The sequence below is a fragment of the Bradyrhizobium sp. UFLA06-06 genome (assembly GCF_054820065.1).
In genome coordinates, this window is the sequence record NZ_JADFUD010000001.1 from 292,109 (window position 1) to 309,071 (window position 16,963).

A 16,963-nucleotide genomic window follows, 5' to 3' on the forward strand; every position below is an offset into this window, starting at 1 on the left:
CGATGGGACGCATCATCTGCTGCGGCCTCGGCCCAGGCGATCCGGACCTGATGAGCGTGCGCGCCGACCGCATGGTGCGTGCCGCGAAGCATGTCGCTTATTTCCGCAAGAAGGGCCAACCGGGTCAGGCGCGCCGCATTGTCGAAGGCTTGCTCGTCGCTGACGTCAGCGAATATCCGATGGAATATCCGGTCACCACGGAAATCGCGTTCGACAGTCCGGACTACGCGCGGCTGCTGGCCGACTTCTATGACGAATGGGCCGAGCGCCTGGCGCGATTTGCGCGCGCGATCGACATCGTCGTGCTCTGCGAGGGCGATCCCTATTTCTATGGCTCGTTCATGCATCTGCATGCGCGGCTGCAGGGGCGTGTCGAGATCGAGGTGATCGCCGGTATTCCCGGCATGGTCGGCTGCTGGAATTCGGTGGGTCAGCCGATTGCGCTCGCCGACGATGTGACGACCGTTCTGATGGGGACGCTGCCGGAGCCGGAGCTCGCCGAGCGGATGCACAGCTCCGACGCGCTGGTCGTGATGAAGACCGGTCGTAATCTTCCGAAGATTCGCCGCGCGTTGGCTTCCGCGGGGCGCCTCGATGATGCGTGGCTCGTCGAACGCGGCACCATGCCGGATCAGCGCGTCGCCCAGCTTGCGGATGTCGGCGAGGCCGAGTGTCCGTATTTTGCGATCGTGCTGGTGCACGGGCAGGGGCGGCGCAGGGAGGCCGCGCAATGACCGGCACGCTGACCATCGCGGGGCTCGGACCGGGCGATGAGGCGCTGATCACGCCGGAGGTCTCTGCTGCGCTCGCGGCTGCGACCGACATCGTCGGCTATGCGCCCTATGTGACGCGCGTGCCGCCGCGCGCCGGGCTCACGCTGCATCCCTCGGACAATCGCGTGGAGTTGCAGCGCGCCGCTGATGCGTTGCGGCTTGCGTCGGAAGGGGGCCACGTCGTCGTGGTGTCCTCTGGCGATCCCGGCGTGTTCGCGATGGCATCCGCCGTGTTCGAGGCGCTGGAGGACACGCCGCAATGGCGCGACCTGCCGATTCGCGTTCTGCCCGGCGTGACGGCGATGCTGGCGGCGGCGGCAAGCGCCGGCGCGCCGCTCGGTCATGATTTCTGCGCGATCAACCTCTCTGACAATCTCAAGCCATGGCCGCTGATCGAGAAGCGCCTGCGGCTTGCGGCCGAAGCGGATTTCGCGATCGCGATGTACAATCCGCGCTCGGCCAGCCGGCCGGAAGGCTTTGCACGGACGCTCGAGATTTTGAAAGAAGCGGGCTGTCACGAGCGCATCGTGATTTTCGCGCGCGCCGTCAGCACGCCCGAGCAGCGGATCGAGACGGTCGAGCTGCGCGACGCAAGGCCAGAGATGGCCGACATGCGGACGCTCGTGATCGTCGGCAATTCGGCGACCCGGCGGGTCGGCCGCTGGGTCTATGCGCCGAGGCAGGTTCGATGACCGAGCCATTGCATCACCTCGCTCACGCTTTCCACCCGCGGCCTCTCGGGCAGCAGTGGCCGCGTGATCATGATGACGGGAAGGCCGAGCACGCGGGCAGCGTCGACCTTGGCGCGCGCGCCGGTTCCGCCGGAGTTGCGGGCGACGATCCATTCGATGCGACGCGCGCGCATCATCTCGAGCTCGCCCTCGAGCGTGAAGGGGCCGCGCGACACGATGATTTCGGCATCGGGCAATGGCAGCGCTTGCTCGGGCGGGTCGACGAAACGCAACGTATAGGCATGTTGAGGCCGAGTGCCGAACGGCGCGATGTGCTGGCGGCCGATCGCGAGGAACACGTTGGCGCGGCTGTCCGGCAAGGTAGCGACCGCGGATACGACGTCCGCGACCTCGATCCAGCGATCGCCGGAGGTTTTGTCCCAGGGCGCGCGCTCAAGCGCGATCAGGGGCGTTGTGGTTTGCGCACACGCAGCGATCGCGTTGCGGCTCATCTCGGCCGCGAAGGGATGCGTCGCATCGATCACATGCGTGATGGCTTCGCGACGCAGATAATCGGCAAGACCGCTGACGCCGCCGAAACCACCGCTGCGGACCGGCAACGGTTGGTCGGCCGGCGCGCGGGTGCGGCCGCCATAGGAATAGACTGCGTCGATGCCCGCGCGCGCGGTCGCGACGGCAAGCAAATTGGCGTCGGTCGTTCCGCCCAGGATCAGGGCGCGCATCATGGGTAATCCCTGGTTGACCATCATCGGCATCGGCGAACATGGCCTTGCCGGCATCTCCGATGCAAGCCGAAACGCGCTTTCCGAAGCCGAAACGGTTTTCGGTGGCGAGCGGCACCTCGCGCTCGCCGGCATCACCGACCGCGGCCGTGCCTGGCCGGTTCCGTTCGATGCGAACGTCGTGCTTGAATGCCGGGGTCGTCCGACGGTGGTGCTCGCGTCGGGCGATCCGTTCTGGCATGGCGCCGGCGGAAGCCTTGTCGAGAAGCTGCAGCCCGGCGAATGGGTCGCGCACTCCGCGCCGTCAACGTTCTCACTGGCGGCGGCTCGTTTGGGCTGGCGTATCGAGAACGCTGTCTGTCTCGGTCTTCATGCCGCACCGTTCGAGCGGCTGTTGCCGCATCTCGTACGCGATGCGCGGATCATCTGCCTGCTGCGCGACGGCAAGGCGGGGTCCGATCTCGCGCGCTGGCTGACGGAGCGTGGTTGGGGGGCGTCGGCAATATGGACGCTTGCGGCGCTTGGCGGACCGCGTGAATCCATCACGCAGCATCGCGCCGACAATTATGTGGAGGATTCGGGCGACAGCCTCGTCACGGTTGCGTTGGAGGCGAAGGGAGGACAAGGGATCGCACGCAGCTCGGGTCTTGCCGATGCGCTCTTTGTGCATGACGGGCAACTGACAAAGCGGCCGGTCCGCGCGCTTGCGCTGTCGGCGCTTGCGCCGCGGCCCGGTGAGCGGCTGTGGGATGTCGGCGCGGGCTCGGGCTCGATCTCGATCGAATGGGCGCTGTGTGGAGGGACGGCGATCGCCGTCGAAGCCCGCAGCGAACGCGCCGCCAACATCCGCAGCAATGCGGCGAGCTTCGGCCTGGCGCATCGGATCACCATCATCGAAGGCGAGGCGCCCGGCGCTTTATCGGACCTCGCGAGGCCTGATGCCGTGTTCATCGGTGGCGGCCTCGACGCCACGATGTTCGATGCGATCTGGTCACGGATCGCGCCGGGAACGCGACTGGTCGCGCATGCGGTGACCCTGGAGACCGAGGCGCTGCTCTCCGATCTGCACCAGCGTCATGGCGGGGAGTTGATGCGCCTCGAGATCGCGCAGGCCGAGCCATTGGGCCGCTATCGCGCCTGGAAAGCCGCGCGGCCGATCGTGCAATGGAGCGCGCTCCGATGAAGGTCGCTGGTCTCGGATTCAGACGCAATGCAAGCGTCGCGTCCTTGCGCGACGCACTCGACGCGGCCGGCGGGTCCGACGGCCTTGCGGCAATTGCAACGGTGAGTGACAAGGCCGATGCGGCGGCATTGAAGGCGCTGGCCCAGGAACTGGGACTGCCAGTCCGCGGCATTTCTGCCGGGATATTGGCCGAGATACAAACCGCGACACAGTCCGAAATCATCAAGGCGAGATTCGGAACAGGTTCGGTCGCCCAGGCTGCGGCGATCGCTGCGGCAGGGCGCGGTGCGCGCCTGATCTCGGTCAGGGCTGCGTCACAGGATCGGATGGCCGTTGCGGCGATCGCGGAAGGAGACGGCGAATGACGGTGCATTTCATCGGCGCAGGACCCGGCGCTGCCGATTTGCTGACCCTGCGCGGGCGCGATCTCATCGCCTCGTGCCCGGTTTGTCTCTATGCCGGATCGCTGGTGCCGTCAGGTGTTCTGGCGCATTGCCCGCCGGATGCGCGCATCGTCAACACCGCGCCGCTCTCGCTCGACGAAATCATCGCCGAGATCGCTGCCGCGCATGCGGAGGGCAAGGATGTCGCGCGGCTGCATTCCGGCGATCTCTCGATCTGGTCGGCGATGGGCGAGCAGCTGCGCCGGCTGCGCGCGTTGCAGATTCCCTATTCGGTCACGCCCGGGGTGCCGGCCTTCTCGGCGGCCGCGGCGGCGCTGGAGGCCGAGCTCACGCTGCCGGGCCTTGCGCAATCGGTGGTGCTGACACGCACGCCGGGCCGGGCGAGCGCGATGCCTGATGGTGAGACACTCGCAGCGTTTGCTGCGACCGGCGCGGTGCTGGCGATCCATCTTTCGATCCATCTGCTCGACAAGGTCATGGCCGAGCTCACGCCGCACTATGGCGCGGATTGCCCGGTTGCGATCGTCTGGCGCGCGAGCTGGCCGGACCAGCGCATCATGCGCGCCACGCTCGCGACGCTCGATAGTGCCGTGGGCCCCGAGCTCGAACGCACTGCGCTCATTCTGGTCGGCAAGACGCTCGGCGCGGACGAATTCGCCGAGAGCCGTCTCTATGCAGCCGACTACGACCGCCGCTACCGTCCGGTCGGGGCGGCGCCGCGCTTTCCGGAATCGTCGCCGGAATCATCGCAATGACCGCGGGGCTCGTCATCTCTGCGCCGGCATCCGGTGTCGGCAAGACGACGCTGACCCTGGCGTTGGCGCGCGCCTATCGCAATCGTGGTCTCAAGGTGCAATGCCTCAAGAGCGGGCCTGATTACATCGATCCCGCCTTTCACGCGGTCGCCACGGGACGCGCGTCGGTCAACATCGATAGCTGGGCGATGGCGCGCGAAGCGATCGTGCATCTGGCAGGCCGCGGCGCGGATGCCGATCTCGTGCTGGCGGAAGGCTCGATGGGACTGTTCGACGGCGTCGCCGCGCGTGGCGTCTCGGGGACCGGCGCCACTGCCGACATCGCCGAAATGATGGGGTGGCCGGTGCTGCTGGTGATCGATCCCTCCGGTCAGGCGCAGACCGCGGCGGCGGTCGCGGCGGGATTGCGTGATTTTCGCGCCGGTGTGCAGCTTGCCGGCGTCGTCCTCAATCGCGTCGCGAGCGCGCGGCATGAAGCCCTGGTGCGCAATGCCATGGCCGGCGCGGGCATTCCGGTATTGGGATCGCTGCCGCGCCACGCCGAGATCGCCTTGCCGAAGCGTCACCTCGGCCTGGTACAGGCCGAAGAGCAGGCTCAAATCGACGGTCTGATTGACGAAGCCGCACGCTTCGTCGCCGAACATGTTGATCTCGACGCCGTGCTGATATCGGCCAAGGTCTGGTCGCCGCAATCAGCCGTGCGCAGCCTGGACATCACGCCGCCCGGTCAGCGCATCGCGCTCGCACGCGACGCGGCGTTCTCCTTTGTCTATCCTCACATGCTGGAAGCCTGGCGCGCGGCCGGCGCAGAGATCGTGACGTTCTCGCCGCTTGCCGACGAAGGCCCCGATCCGGACGCCGATGTGTGCTGGCTGCCCGGCGGCTATCCCGAACTGCATGCCGGCCGGCTTGCAGCCAACGGGCAATTTCTCGGGCGGCTCCGCACCTTCGCCGAGATGCGGCCGGTGCACGGTGAATGCGGGGGCTACATGGTGCTGGGCGCCGCGTTGACCGATGCCGACGGCGTGCGCCATGAGATGGCGGGATTGCTCGGCCTTGAGACGAGCTATGCCAAGCGCCGCATGCATCTGGGCTACCGGCTCGCCGAGCTTGCCGCACCGATGCCCGGCCACGGCCCGGGCGCACGCTTGCGCGGCCACGAGTTTCATTATTCGACAATCATCGCGCAGCCCGACACGCCGCTCGCGGTGGTGCGCGATGCGACCGGTACGATCGTTGCGGAGACCGGATCGCGGCGCGGCTGTGCGACGGGTACATTCTTCCATCTGATTGCGGAGGACCGGTGAGCGGATTCGTTTCCTTCGTCTCGGCAGGTCCCGGCGATCCCGAGCTCCTGACAGTGAAAGGCGCCGCGCGGCTGCGCGAGGCCGACGTGGTGCTCTATGACGATCTTGCCTCGGGCGCGATCCTCGATCTCGCGCGCTCCGGCGCCAATCTCGTCGCGGTCGGCAAGCGCGCCGGCCGCCTGTCGGCGAAGCAGCACCATGTCAGCCGGCTGCTGGTCGATTACGCCGCCGCCGGCGTGCGAGTGGTGCGGCTGAAATCCGGCGACGCCGGCATTTTTGGACGGCTCGAGGAGGAGGTCGAAGCGCTGCGCGCGGCCGGCATCGGCTACGAGATCATTCCCGGCGTGACCTCGGCCTCGGTTGCCGCCGCGCAGGCCGGCATTCCGCTGACGCGACGGCTGACCTCGCGCCGGGTCCAGTTTGTGACCGGCGCCGATGTGACGGGCGAATTGCCTGCGGACCTGAACTGGGCGGCGCTGGCCGATCCGGAAGCGACCACCGTCGTCTATATGGGGCGGCGGACCTTCCCGGCATTGGCCGCAAGGCTGATCGCGCACGGCCTCGCGCCCGACACCCCCGCGCTGCTGGCGGAATCGCTCGGCCACGCGGACGAGCGGCTGCTTCGCACCACGATCGCAGCGCTGGCCGAACAGCTCACGCATGCCGGCGCGGCCACGGCGGCTGCCGTTATTCTGTTCGGTGCGCTGGCGCCGGAACGAGGGTGACGCGGCCATGTTGACGCTGTCCCTGATCGGCATCGGTTGTGGTGATCCCCGGCAGCTCACTTTCGCTGCGACCGCCGCGATCAATGCCTCCGACCTGATCCTGATCCCGCGCAAGGGGACGGCGAAGTCGGATCTCGCCGAGTTGCGTCGAACGATCTGCGCGGAAGCGTTGAGCAATGACCGCACACGCATTGCCGAGTTCGACCTGCCGGTGCGTGACGCCGGCGAAGAGGATTATCGCAAGGGTGTGGACGATTGGCACGATGCGATCGCTGCGGCGTGGTCGCAGGAAATCGCGCGCAACCCAGGCAGAGAGGGACGCGTCGCCCTGCTGATCTGGGGCGATCCCTCGCTCTACGATTCGAGCCTGCGGATTGCGCGCCGGCTCGATCCGTTGCCATCGATCGAGGTGATCCCGGGCATCACGTCGATCCAGGCCCTGTGCGCGGCGCATGCGCTGCCGCTCAATGAGATCGGCGAGCCGTTCCTCGTGACGACCGGCCGACGGCTGCGCGAGGGCGGCTGGCCGCCCGGCGTCGACACCGTGGTCGTGATGCTCGACGGCGGCGCCGCCTTCCAGACGCTGGATCCTTCCGGGCTGCAAATCTGGTGGGGCGCCTATCTCGGCATGCCCGATCAAATCATCATGGCGGGAGAACTGGCGGAGGTCGGCCCTCGCATCGTTGCCGCGCGACGCGAGGCACGTGAGCGGCACGGCTGGATCATGGACAGCTATGTCCTGAAGCGGAAATCGTGATCCGGATTTTGCTCCGGCATTCTGTGCAGACGGCTGCTAGGTCTTCAATCCGCGAATCGAAGGTTGGATGGTCAGGCGGTAGGCGACGAGCCTGTCGCCATCGAACTGCTCGAGGGTCGTCTCGCAAACCGGGCAGCGATACTCGCCCTTGCTTCCAGATCCGGACGCCAGCTCAAGGCGTCGGAATCCGGCCCCGCAGCGCGGGCATGTGACGTCGTCCTTCTTCATCAACTCACCCCAGAACAACACCGGCGCTGCTTTTTAGCGCAGACCGCGCGGCGGAACTATGTTCATGGCCGCGGAGCGACGGATCATTCGTGCATGGAAGCGGCGGTGCGTCGTCGTCGAGCGGGCGGCAGTGCAGCCGATTGCGCGGAGCGGGCGGCCGATTTTCAACGCATTGTGCAAGTTCGGCAAGGGGTTATGGCTCGGCCTTAAAGAGCAATGACTGCCGGACCCCCGCAACAATAATGACTGCCATGTCGCTGTGTTCGAGAGATGCTGCGTCTGCTCAGTCCCATGCGCGATCGCCGGCACGCCCGAGGCCCACCGGCGATCAATCGCGAGCAGCTATTGCCTGATCAGACGAACCACGTCCTGCCTCAGCAGGTAGAGCGAGACGGCGAGCAGCACGACGTCCTTCATCAGGAAGGGCACGTTGCCGGTCATCGCGGGGAAGCCACCGGCGGCAACGTCCCAGCCATCAGGCATGAACGGAATGATGGTGACCGTCGCGATGAAGGTGCCGGTCGAGCCGAGGGCGCCGAGCACGCCGAGCCGCTTGTCCCAGAAGCCCGCGAGCAGCAGAGAACCGAACGTCCACTCAGAGGCGCCAAGGAAGTAGCTGGCGCCGGCGTGGCCGAACGCTGGATAGAGCCACCAGATCAGCGGCCCGTTGCTGATGAACGGGACCAGCCGTTCGAATTCGTACGGAAACCACTTCTGGTAGCCGAAGAACAGGAACATGATCACCATAGCGGCCCGGACGACGTGATAGTCGAGATCCTCCGCCAGCAGGCCGGACCTGTCGAGCGCGCGGACAAGCGGATTTTGTGTGGTATTGGCAAGCGTGGTCATGGTCGTGATCCTTTCGCGTGACATCGCTCGGTCGCTTCACGCGACTGCCGGGAAGTCGATGTCGGTGTCGTTGATGCGGTTGAAGACGTTGGTGAAGACCGTGGTCGCAAACGCCAGGCTGATCTCGACCAGCTGCGCGTCGCTGTAGCCGGCGGACTTGATCGCGGCGAAATCCTCGTCGCTGACGGTGCCGCTCGACTGCGCGAGCTTGCGGACGAAATGCACGAGCGCATCGCCCTTGGCGTCACCGGTCGGCTCGCCCTCGCGGATCTGCTTGAGCACATCCGCATTCACGCCGGCGAGCCTGGCGAGATGCGAGTGCGCGGCGACACAATAATCGCAGCCGCCGGCGGCGCTGATGACGAGCTTGACGATCTCCAGGTCGCGCCGGGGCAGGCTGCCGCCAGTCAGGACGGCATCGGCCGCAAGGATCGACTTGAGCGCGGCCGGACCGTGGGCCGCGATCGCCGCGTAGGTGTTCGGCACGGCGCCGATCGCCTTCTTGATCTGGGCGTAGACCTGGCCCGACGGGCCGGTATCGGTTTCGAGATTGGGAGTTGAGAGACGAGACATGGTGGCACTCCTTGTTCGGGGTGGTGAACGATTGCGGAGTGACAATAGGATCGAGGTTTGAGACATTGAATGTTCATATTGTTCGTTTATATGCTCAATCGTCTCATGCGCTGCTTCAGGGGGATTGGCCATGGATTGGCTCAGCCGGCTGTTCGAGATGATGCCGGTGCGCGGGCGGCTCGACTTGCGCTGCAGCTACAGCGTGCCCTGGCGTATCGAGCAGGGACCGGGCCTAACCAACGAGATCCCCTATCATGCGGTGCTTGCCGGCTCGGCGATCCTGGACGACGCCGCGGGCGGACGGCCGTTGCTGCTGAAGCCCGGCGACATCCTCCTGCTTCCCGGCAACCCGCGACACGTGATGCACGACGGAAGCGGCGCGACACCGCTGCCGGCGCGCAACCGGGCGGCGGAGAATTTCACGATCAGCGAAAACCTCGGATCGGACGAACGGCTTGACCTGTTGTGCGGGCACTTCGCGATTGCACCCCCGCACGACCGCCTGTTGCGCAATTATCTTCCGCCGCGTCTTGTCGTGCATGCCGGCGCGCGTGCGGGAAAGGGAACGGCTGCGCAGCTCGCCGGGCTCGTGTCGTTGATGCGCAGCGAAACGGCCGACGATCATCTGGGCGGCCACGCCATGCTGAATGCGCTGTCCACGGCAATGTTCGCGCTTGTGCTGCGGCTTGCGAGCGAGACCGATGCAACGTCACGGGGACTTCTCGCCCTGGTCGGTGATCCCAGGCTCGCGCCGGCCGTGGCCGCCATGTTCAAGGAGCCCGCGCGTGCGTGGTCGCTGCCGGAGCTCGCACGGCTTTGCAACATGTCGCGCGCCACGCTGGCGCGGCAGTTCCAGGACAAGCTCGGGCGATCGGCCAGCGATCTGCTCACCGATGTCAGGATGACGCTTGCGGCGAACGAGTTGAAGGGATCATCGCTTTCGACCGGCGCTGTCGCAGAGATGGTCGGGTATCAATCGGAGGCCGCCTTTCAGCGGGCCTTCAAAAACCACATGGGCGTGACGCCGGCGCAGTGGCGCAAATCGCAGCCGCCGGAACAGGAGGTGTCGCTGGGACCTGCTGCACCGGCTGATCGGAAAGGCAGTTCGCCGACTGTGGATGCGTAGCGTCCCCCGTGCCTCGCTCACGTCTCGGTGCGGGAGGCGCGGAGTGCGCTCGATCAAGACTTGCGATGCCTGGCGTTGACCGCGATCGCGGCGGCGGCGGTGCGGTTCTCGACCCCGAGCTTGGCGTAGATCTGCTCGAGGTGCTTGTCGACCGTGCGCGGGCTGAGGCCGAGGATCTGCGCGATGTCGCGGTTGGTCTTGCCCTTGGAGAGCCAGGACAGCACCTCGCCCTCGCGGGTGGTCAGGCCGAGCTCGCTGGAGAACTCGGCCGGCATGTCGCCGCTGGTGTCCTTGGCGAGCCGCAATAGGAATTCGTTGGGCCCGAGCTTGCCCATATATTGCAGCCGAAGCTGTTCGTTGCCGGGGAATGACGCCACGGTCGCCGTCTTCTTTCCCGTGCCGCCCTTCTGCGCCTGCTCGAGCCATTGCGGCATCGGATCCGGCAGCGCGAAATTGTCGGCGGCGTCGGCGAGCGTATCCGACAGCAGTCGCTGTGCCTGCGGCGTCGCCCACAGCAGCGCGCCGGCGCTGTTCACGGCGAGCAGATAGCGGCCGGAGACGTCGAGCGCCGCGCGGGCGCTCTGCGTCATCCGCGCATTGGCGAGATGGACCCGGATGCGCGCCAGCATCTCCTCGACCACGATCGGCTTCGTGACATAGTCGACGCCGCCGGCCTCCAGCCCGCGCACGATGTGCTCGGTTTCGGCGAGGCCCGTCATGAAGATGATCGGCACGCCGTCGAGCCCTGCGTCGCGCTTCAGCCGCCGGCAGGTCTCGAAACCGTCCATGCCGGGCATCACGGCATCGAGCAGCACGATATCGGGCGTGATCTGGTCGACGATGCGCATCGCCGAGGCGCCGTCGAGCGCGACCATCACGGTCATGCCGGCGCCGTCGAGCGCGTCGGTCAGCAGCCGCAACGTCTCGGGCGAGTCGTCGACGACGAGCGCAACATCGCGCTTCTTCTGTTCAATGGTCATAGCTGTGCAATGTCTTCAACGTCGCCATATATTGATCGAGATCGAACCGGTCGATCAGCGTGCGCATCTGGCCGACGAAGTCGGCATGTTCGGGACACTCATTGCCGATCTCGTCGAGCTTGAGCTGGATCGCCCTGACATAGCCGAGCTGGCCGAGGCTGATCAGCTCTTCGACATATTTCACCGGCGGCCGCGAACCACTCTCGGGCTTCCATTGCGGGGGCGCAGCCGGCTCGGCCTCATACTGCCACTCGATCTTGAGCAACTGGCGGATGGTCTCGAGCAGCCGCGGAATGTCGATCGGCTTCATCAGGTATCCGTCATGGAATGGTTGCGCCAGCGGCGCGCCATGGGCCTCCAGCGCGCTGGCCGAGATCATCAGGATGCGGGCCTGGTGATGGCCTTCGGCGCGCAAGGTTTCGGCGACCGTCCAGCCGTCCATGCCCGCCATCGAGATATCGAGCAGGAACAGGTCCGGCCGGCAATGCTGCGCGAGGGCAAGACAGCCTGGTCCGTCTGGCGCGCTGAGCAGGATGAAGCCGAGCGGCGTCAGGATCTCGCGCAGGAGGTCGCGGTGGGTCGGGTCGTCGTCCGTGATCAGGATGGTCTTGCGCGGACCGTGATAGCCGTACACGGGAGCATCGACCGGCGCATCGCGCCGCGGATTGGTGACCTCCGACAGCAGCAGCTTGACGCGGAACGTGCTGCCGGTGCCGACCGTGCTCAAAACCTTGATGTCGCCGCCCATCACACCTGCGAGCAGGCGGCTGATGGTCAGGCCAAGCCCGGTGCCGGTCTGCGGCTGGGTGACGCCAAGCGCGCCGCGCTCGAACGGGGCGAAGATCCGCTCGAGATCGTCGGGCTGGATGCCGGGTCCGGTATCGATCACCTCGAACTCAGCGACCGGACTGCGGTAATGCACCACGAACTGCACCTGGCCGGATTGCGTGAACTTGATCGCATTCGACAGCAGGTTGATCAGGATCTGCCGCAGCCGCTTCTCGTCGGCATAGACCACGACCGGCAGCACGGCCGGCCGTTTGAACACGAAGTCGATGCCCTTGGCTGCCGCCTGCAGGCGGAACATGCCGACCAGTTGCTCGAGGAAATCGTTCAGCCGCACCTCGTCGCGCGACAGGTAGAGGCGGCCGGCCTCGATCTTGGAGATATCGAGGATGCCGTCGATCAGCCCCGAGAGATGATCGGCGCTGCGGCGGACGACCCGCACTTGCTCGCGCGGCCGCACCTGCAGGCTGTCGTCCTGCTCCAGCAATTGCGCGTAGCCGGAGATCGCATTCAGCGGCGAGCGCAGCTCATGGCTGAGGCCCACGACGTACCGGCTCTTGGCGAGATTGGCTGACTCCGCGACCTCCTTGGCGCGCTGCAGTTCGGCGTCGGTGCGCTTGTGGGCGTCGATCTCCTGGATCAGCAGCGTGGTCTGCCGGCGTGTTTCCGCTTCCGCGGCGCGCCGGCTTTGTTGCGCCAGCACGAACAGCCAGGCGACGACGCCGATGATCAGAGTCAGCGCGAAGAATACCTTCCACAGCACGTCGGCCAGCAATTCGTTGGCATGCACGGCGGCGGTGGTCTGCAGGTAGATCAGGCCGAGCACCAGCGCCACGCGGCCGGCCGAGACCGCGAACACGCCGAGGTAATGGCCGAGCTGCGAGTTGATGCGGGCGTAGATCGGTTGCGGCATCACCTTGCCCAGCGCATCCGACACCTGCGCGCCGATCCGTCCATGCGGCTTGCAGAGGTCGTGGCAGCGTGCGTCGAGCGAGCAGCACAGCGAGCAGATCGGGCCGGCATAAGCGGGGCAGGAAGCCATGTCCTCGGGCTCGAACGCATGCTCGCAGATACAGCACTGGATCGATTCGATGTTCTGCCAGCTCCGCTTCGGCTTGCGGGCGATGTAGTACTTGCCGTCGGTGGCCCAGGCAATGAGGGGAGCCGTGACGAAGGCGACCGCAAGCGCAACGAAGGCCGACAGCGCCTTCGCGGTCGGACCGAACAGGCCGTAGAACGCGCTGATCGAGACCACGGTGGCGATCGTCATCGCGCCGACGCCGACCGGATTGATATCGCAGAGATGGGCGCGCTTGAACTCGATGTGCTGCGGCCGCAAGCCCAGCGGCTTGTTGATGACGAGATCGGCCACCAGCGCGCCGACCCAGGCGATCGCGACGTTGGAGTAAAGCGCAAGCGTCTGCTCCAGCGCCTTGTAGACGCCGATCTCCATCAGCAGCAGCGCGACGACGACGTTGAACACCAGCCACACCACGCGGCCGGGATGCGAGTGGGTGAGGCGGGAGAAGAAGTTCGACCAGGCGATCGAGCCGGCATAGGCGTTGGTGACGTTGATCTTGACCTGCGACAGGATCACGAACGTCCCGGTCAGTGCCATCGCCAGATCCGGCTGTGACAGCACGTAGCGGAACGCCTCGAGGTACATGTTGGCGGGCTCGGCCGCATGTTCGGCCGAGACGCCGTGGCTGAGCGCGAAGAAGGCGAGGAACGAGCCGGCCAGCAGCTTGAGCGCGCCGAGCACGATCCAGCCGGGACCGGCGCTCAGCAGCGCGATCCACCAGGCCTTGCGCGAGGTGCGGCGGTCGCGCGGCAGAAAGCGCAGGAAGTCGACCTGCTCACCGATCTGCGCCACCAGCGCGAATACCACGGAGGCCGCGGTGCCGAACAGCAGCAGATCGAGACTCCCTGCGGGATCGCCGTGATCGCCGGCGAATTTGCGCCACTCGGTGAACGAATGCGGATTGGCCCAGGCGATCGCCGCGAACGGCATGATGTGGAGGATGACCCACAGCGGCTGGGTCCAGAGCTGGAAGCGGCTGATCAGCGTGATGCCGTAGATCACCAGCGGAATGATCACGACCGCGCTGATCAGATAGCCGATCGGCCGCGGGATGCCGAAGCACATGTCGAGCGCGCTGGCCAGGATCACCGCCTCGATCGCGAAGAAGATGAAGGTGAAGGAGGCGTAGATCAGCGAGGTGATGGTCGAGCCGATATAGCCGAAGCCGGCGCCGCGGGTCAGCAGATCGATGTCGATGCCGCTTTTCGCGGCATGGTAGGCGATCGGAAGTCCGCAGAGGAAGATGATGACGCTGACCACCAGGATCGCGGCGGAGGCGTTCATTGCGCCGTAGTTCAGCGTGATGGTGCCGCCGATCGCCTCCAGCGCAAGGAACGAGATTGCGCCGAGCGCGGTGTTGGCGACCCGGGCGGCGGACCAGCGCCGCGCGCTCTTGGCGGTGAAGCGCAGCGCGTAGTCTTCCAGCGTCTGGTTGGCGACCCATTGATTGTATTGGCGCCTGACGCGGTCTATCCGCTGCCGCCCTGCCACTCGTTTCAACTCCTGGTCCACGATGCGCTGATCGCGGGCAAATCCCGTACCAAAAACCTACGTCGCTATTTTGCGGTGCAGTATACGCGATCTCACGTATCAGTGCGCTGCACAAAAGTGAGCAATCCTAGCCTCATCAATAAGCGTTCTCGAACCAATGGGGTGCTCATGTCAGACGATACAAAACCAGGACTGCCGTCTCCGCTCCGCCGCAAGCTCTTGATGGGAATGGCCGCTTTGCCGGCCATGTCGATGCTCGGCCGTCCCGCATTTGCCGACGTTCCTGCAACCTCTGCGGTCAATACCACCGGTCTTGCAGTCACCGATAGCGAGGTCACGGTTGGCATCCTGCATTCGGTGACCGGCACCATGGCGATCTCCGAGACCGGGTCGGTCGAGGCCGAGAAGCTCGCGATCGAGCAGATCAACGCCGCCGGCGGCGTGCTCGGCCGCAAGATCAAGTTCATCCAGGAGGACGGCGCCAGCGACTGGCCGACCTTCGCGGAAAAGGCCAAGAAGCTGCTGGTCAACGACAAATGCGCGGCCGTGATGGGCTGCTGGACCTCGGCCTCGCGCAAGGCGGTGCTGCCGGTGTTCGAGCAGTACAACGGCATGCTGTACTACCCGACCTTCTATGAAGGCCTCGAGCAGTCCAAGAACGTCATCTACACCGGCCAGGAGGCGACCCAGCAGATCATCGCCGGTCTCGACTGGGTCAACAAGACCAAGGGCGCCAAGAGCTTCTACCTGCTCGGCTCGGACTACATCTGGCCGCGCACCTCGAACAAGATCGCGCGCAAGCACATCGAGAACCATCTGCAAGGCTGCAAGGTGGTCGGTGAGGAATACTTCCCGCTCGGCTCGACCCAGTTCAACTCGGTCATCAACAAGATCAAGCTGACCAAGCCGGACGTGATCTACGCGATCATCGTCGGCGGTTCCAACGTCGCCTTCTACAAGCAGCTCAAGGCGGCCGGCATCGACCTGTCCAAGCAGACGCTGCTCACGATCTCGGTCACCGAGGACGAGATCGACGGTATCGGCGGCGAGAACATCGCCGGCGCCTATGCCTGCATGAAGTACTTCCAGTCGCTCGACAATCCGAACAACAAGGCCTTCGTGCCCGCCTTCAAGAAGATGTGGGGCGAGAAGACCGTGATCGGAGACGTCACCCAGGCCGCCTATCTCGGCCCGTGGCTGTGGAAGTTGACAGTGGAGAAGGCCGGCTCCTTCGACATCGACAAGATCGCGGCGGCGTCGCCCGGCGTCGAGTTCAAGGGCGCGCCGGAAGGTTACGTCCGGATCCACGAGAACCATCATCTGTGGTCGAAGACCCGCGTCGGGCGCGCCAAGGCCGATGGACAGTACGAGCTGATCTACGAGACCGCCGATCTCGTCGAGCCGGATCCGTTCCCCAAGGGATACCAGTGAGCCAGTAGCCCGCATGAGCGGAGCGATATGCGGGACCGTCCCGGGTATCGCACCCGCTCACCCGGGCTACGAAGCTCCACAACGCATCGCGGCGTGGACGTCGTCGTCCGCGCCACGGAACGAGCGTCGCTTGACCGGCGGCGCGTGCCCCTTGGACTGGAGGACATCATGTTCGGCGACTATTCGATCAGCGATCTCGGCGCCATCCTTGCGATGCAGGGATTTGCCGGGCTCATCCTGTTCTCCGTCTATGTGCTGATGGCGCTGGGGCTTGCTATCATCTTCGGCCAGATGGGCGTCATCAACATGGCCCACGGCGAGTTCATGATTCTCGGGGCCTACGTCACCTGGATGACGTCGAACGCCGTGCAGCACGTCGCGCCTTGGCTGTTCCCCGGTTACTTCTTCATCGCGATGATCCTGGCGTTCATCGCCTCCGGCGCGCTCGGCATGCTGGTCGAGTGGGCGCTGATACGCCATCTCTACAAGCGTCCGCTCGACACGCTGCTGGCGACCTGGGGTCTTAGCCTGATCCTGCAACAGGCTTACCGCTCGATCTTCGGCGCGCGCGAGGTCGGCGTCGAACTGCCGGAATGGATGATGGGCTCCTGGCAGGCGACCGACTCCATTCAGATCCCGATCAACGGAATGTTCGTGATGGCGCTGACCATCCTGATCACGATCGCGGTCGCCTACGTGCTGTTCTGGTCGAGCTGGGGCAAGCAGGTACGCGCCGTGGTGCAGAACCGCGTGATGGCAGGCGCCGTCGGCATCAATACCGAGAAGGTCGATCGTTACACTTTTGGCCTGGGTTGCGGCATCGCCGGGATCGCCGGCTCTGCCTTCACCATGATCGGCTCGACCGGACCGACCGCCGGCCAGCTCTACATCGTCGACACCTTCCTGGTCGTCGTGTTCGGCGGCGCCGCTTCGCTGTTCGGCACCATCGCCTCCGCCTTCTCGATCTCGCAGACCCAATCGACGCTGGAATTCTTCCTGTCGGGATCGATGGCCAAAGTGATCACGCTGCTGACGATCGTCGCGATCCTGATGGTGCGTCCGCAGGGGCTCTTCGCGCTCAAGGTCCGCAAATAAGAACA

General features: G+C 65.6%; 17 protein-coding genes. 11 read left to right on the top strand and 6 right to left on the bottom strand.

Annotated elements, in window-relative coordinates; translation table 11 throughout:
- Window positions 1-2 precede the first annotated feature (2 nt).
- Window positions 3-734, top strand: a complete 732-nt coding sequence (locus tag IF803_RS01270) for a precorrin-2 C(20)-methyltransferase (RefSeq protein ID WP_411780798.1) — start codon at window positions 3-5, stop codon at window positions 732-734.
- Window positions 731-1,465, top strand: coding sequence for a precorrin-3B C(17)-methyltransferase (cobJ, locus tag IF803_RS01275; RefSeq protein ID WP_411780799.1), 735 nt, complete (start codon window positions 731-733; stop codon window positions 1,463-1,465). The genes IF803_RS01270 and cobJ overlap by 4 nt, the downstream gene beginning before the upstream one ends.
- Here the strand turns inward: cobJ and IF803_RS01280 are convergent.
- Window positions 1,441-2,190 carry a cobalt-precorrin-6A reductase gene (locus IF803_RS01280; protein WP_411780800.1) on the bottom strand — a complete coding sequence of 250 codons (750 nt, stop codon included), beginning with the start codon at window positions 2,188-2,190 and terminating at the stop codon, window positions 1,441-1,443. The two genes, cobJ and IF803_RS01280, sit on opposite strands and share 25 nt — an antisense overlap.
- Between IF803_RS01280 and cbiE the strand changes: the two genes are divergently transcribed.
- Genes cbiE through cobF form a run of 6 tightly spaced genes read left to right on the top strand, consistent with a single transcriptional unit; the run spans window position 2,189 to window position 7,318 of the window.
- Window positions 2,189-3,370: a precorrin-6y C5,15-methyltransferase (decarboxylating) subunit CbiE gene (cbiE, locus tag IF803_RS01285; protein WP_461190999.1), complete on the top strand. Its 1,182-nt coding sequence runs from the start codon at window positions 2,189-2,191 to the stop codon at window positions 3,368-3,370. The genes IF803_RS01280 and cbiE overlap by 2 nt on opposite strands.
- Entirely contained in the window at window positions 3,367-3,735 is a 369-nt protein-coding gene (locus tag IF803_RS01290; protein ID WP_411780802.1) for a cobalamin biosynthesis protein, read from the top strand. The genes cbiE and IF803_RS01290 overlap by 4 nt, the downstream gene beginning before the upstream one ends.
- Window positions 3,732-4,529 carry a precorrin-4 C(11)-methyltransferase gene (gene cobM / locus IF803_RS01295; RefSeq protein WP_304499545.1) on the top strand — a complete coding sequence of 266 codons (798 nt, stop codon included), beginning with the start codon at window positions 3,732-3,734 and terminating at the stop codon, window positions 4,527-4,529. Before IF803_RS01290 ends, cobM begins: the two co-directional genes overlap by 4 nt.
- Window positions 4,526-5,836 (top strand): cobyrinate a,c-diamide synthase, encoded by a 1,311-nt coding sequence (locus IF803_RS01300; protein ID WP_411780803.1) that lies wholly within the window; start codon window positions 4,526-4,528, stop codon window positions 5,834-5,836. The genes cobM and IF803_RS01300 overlap by 4 nt, the downstream gene beginning before the upstream one ends.
- Entirely contained in the window at window positions 5,833-6,561 is a 729-nt protein-coding gene (gene cobA / locus IF803_RS01305) for a uroporphyrinogen-III C-methyltransferase (RefSeq protein WP_411780804.1), read from the top strand. Before IF803_RS01300 ends, cobA begins: the two co-directional genes overlap by 4 nt.
- A gap of 7 nt (window positions 6,562-6,568) precedes the next feature.
- Window positions 6,569-7,318, top strand: coding sequence for a precorrin-6A synthase (deacetylating) (gene cobF, locus IF803_RS01310; RefSeq protein WP_411780805.1), 750 nt, complete (start codon window positions 6,569-6,571; stop codon window positions 7,316-7,318).
- Between the two features lie 36 nt (window positions 7,319-7,354).
- Here the strand turns inward: cobF and IF803_RS01315 are convergent, their stop codons facing one another.
- The 3 genes from IF803_RS01315 to IF803_RS01325 form a co-directional block, all read right to left on the bottom strand.
- Window positions 7,355-7,546 (bottom strand): hypothetical protein, encoded by a 192-nt coding sequence (locus IF803_RS01315; RefSeq protein WP_038382082.1) that lies wholly within the window; start codon window positions 7,544-7,546, stop codon window positions 7,355-7,357.
- Window positions 7,547-7,888: 342 nt separating this feature from the next.
- On the bottom strand, window positions 7,889-8,395 hold the full coding sequence (locus IF803_RS01320; protein ID WP_050387162.1) for a YkgB family protein: 507 nt from the start codon (window positions 8,393-8,395) through the stop codon (window positions 7,889-7,891).
- Window positions 8,396-8,431: 36 nt separating this feature from the next.
- Entirely contained in the window at window positions 8,432-8,968 is a 537-nt protein-coding gene (locus tag IF803_RS01325; protein WP_411780806.1) for a carboxymuconolactone decarboxylase family protein, read from the bottom strand.
- 130 nt (window positions 8,969-9,098) lie between these two features.
- On the opposite strand from IF803_RS01325, the gene IF803_RS01330 reads away from it, so the two are divergent.
- Window positions 9,099-10,094, top strand: coding sequence for an AraC family transcriptional regulator (locus IF803_RS01330; protein WP_411780807.1), 996 nt, complete (start codon window positions 9,099-9,101; stop codon window positions 10,092-10,094).
- A gap of 53 nt (window positions 10,095-10,147) precedes the next feature.
- On the opposite strand, the gene IF803_RS01335 is transcribed toward IF803_RS01330, so the two are convergent.
- Both IF803_RS01335 and IF803_RS01340 read right to left on the bottom strand, forming a co-directional pair.
- The gene (locus tag IF803_RS01335; RefSeq protein WP_212054995.1) at window positions 10,148-11,074 is read right to left on the bottom strand and encodes a response regulator transcription factor; all 927 of its coding nucleotides are present in this window, start codon (window positions 11,072-11,074) and stop codon (window positions 10,148-10,150) included.
- Window positions 11,064-14,432 carry a hybrid sensor histidine kinase/response regulator gene (locus tag IF803_RS01340; RefSeq protein ID WP_461191000.1) on the bottom strand — a complete coding sequence of 1,123 codons (3,369 nt, stop codon included), beginning with the start codon at window positions 14,430-14,432 and terminating at the stop codon, window positions 11,064-11,066. The genes IF803_RS01335 and IF803_RS01340 overlap by 11 nt, the downstream gene beginning before the upstream one ends.
- Before the next feature lie 168 nt (window positions 14,433-14,600).
- On the opposite strand from IF803_RS01340, the gene urtA reads away from it, so the two are divergent.
- Together urtA and urtB are read left to right on the top strand one after the other, a co-directional pair.
- Window positions 14,601-15,863, top strand: a complete 1,263-nt coding sequence (urtA, locus tag IF803_RS01345; protein WP_028345154.1) for an urea ABC transporter substrate-binding protein — start codon at window positions 14,601-14,603, stop codon at window positions 15,861-15,863.
- A gap of 168 nt (window positions 15,864-16,031) precedes the next feature.
- Window positions 16,032-16,958, top strand: coding sequence for an urea ABC transporter permease subunit UrtB (urtB, locus tag IF803_RS01350; RefSeq protein ID WP_050387161.1), 927 nt, complete (start codon window positions 16,032-16,034; stop codon window positions 16,956-16,958).
- Window positions 16,959-16,963 lie beyond the last annotated feature (5 nt).

Excerpts from the sequence above, each read along its gene's own strand:
- IF803_RS01270 (WP_411780798.1), top strand. The coding sequence starts at position 3 with ATGGGACGCATCATCTGCTGCGGCCTCGGCCCAGGCGATCCGGACCTG.
- cobJ (WP_411780799.1), top strand. The coding sequence starts at position 731 with ATGACCGGCACGCTGACCATCGCGGGGCTCGGACCGGGCGATGAGGCG.
- cbiE (WP_461190999.1), top strand. The coding sequence starts at position 2,189 with ATGGGTAATCCCTGGTTGACCATCATCGGCATCGGCGAACATGGCCTT.
- IF803_RS01280 (WP_411780800.1), bottom strand. The coding sequence starts at position 2,190 with ATGATGCGCGCCCTGATCCTGGGCGGAACGACCGACGCCAATTTGCTT.
- IF803_RS01290 (WP_411780802.1), top strand. The coding sequence starts at position 3,367 with ATGAAGGTCGCTGGTCTCGGATTCAGACGCAATGCAAGCGTCGCGTCC.
- cobM (WP_304499545.1), top strand. The coding sequence starts at position 3,732 with ATGACGGTGCATTTCATCGGCGCAGGACCCGGCGCTGCCGATTTGCTG.
- IF803_RS01300 (WP_411780803.1), top strand. The coding sequence starts at position 4,526 with ATGACCGCGGGGCTCGTCATCTCTGCGCCGGCATCCGGTGTCGGCAAG.
- cobF (WP_411780805.1), top strand. The coding sequence starts at position 6,569 with ATGTTGACGCTGTCCCTGATCGGCATCGGTTGTGGTGATCCCCGGCAG.
- IF803_RS01315 (WP_038382082.1), bottom strand. The coding sequence starts at position 7,546 with ATGAAGAAGGACGACGTCACATGCCCGCGCTGCGGGGCCGGATTCCGA.
- IF803_RS01320 (WP_050387162.1), bottom strand. The coding sequence starts at position 8,395 with ATGACCACGCTTGCCAATACCACACAAAATCCGCTTGTCCGCGCGCTC.
- IF803_RS01325 (WP_411780806.1), bottom strand. The coding sequence starts at position 8,968 with ATGTCTCGTCTCTCAACTCCCAATCTCGAAACCGATACCGGCCCGTCG.
- IF803_RS01330 (WP_411780807.1), top strand. The coding sequence starts at position 9,099 with ATGGATTGGCTCAGCCGGCTGTTCGAGATGATGCCGGTGCGCGGGCGG.
- IF803_RS01335 (WP_212054995.1), bottom strand. The coding sequence starts at position 11,074 with ATGACCATTGAACAGAAGAAGCGCGATGTTGCGCTCGTCGTCGACGAC.
- urtA (WP_028345154.1), top strand. The coding sequence starts at position 14,601 with ATGTCAGACGATACAAAACCAGGACTGCCGTCTCCGCTCCGCCGCAAG.
- urtB (WP_050387161.1), top strand. The coding sequence starts at position 16,032 with ATGTTCGGCGACTATTCGATCAGCGATCTCGGCGCCATCCTTGCGATG.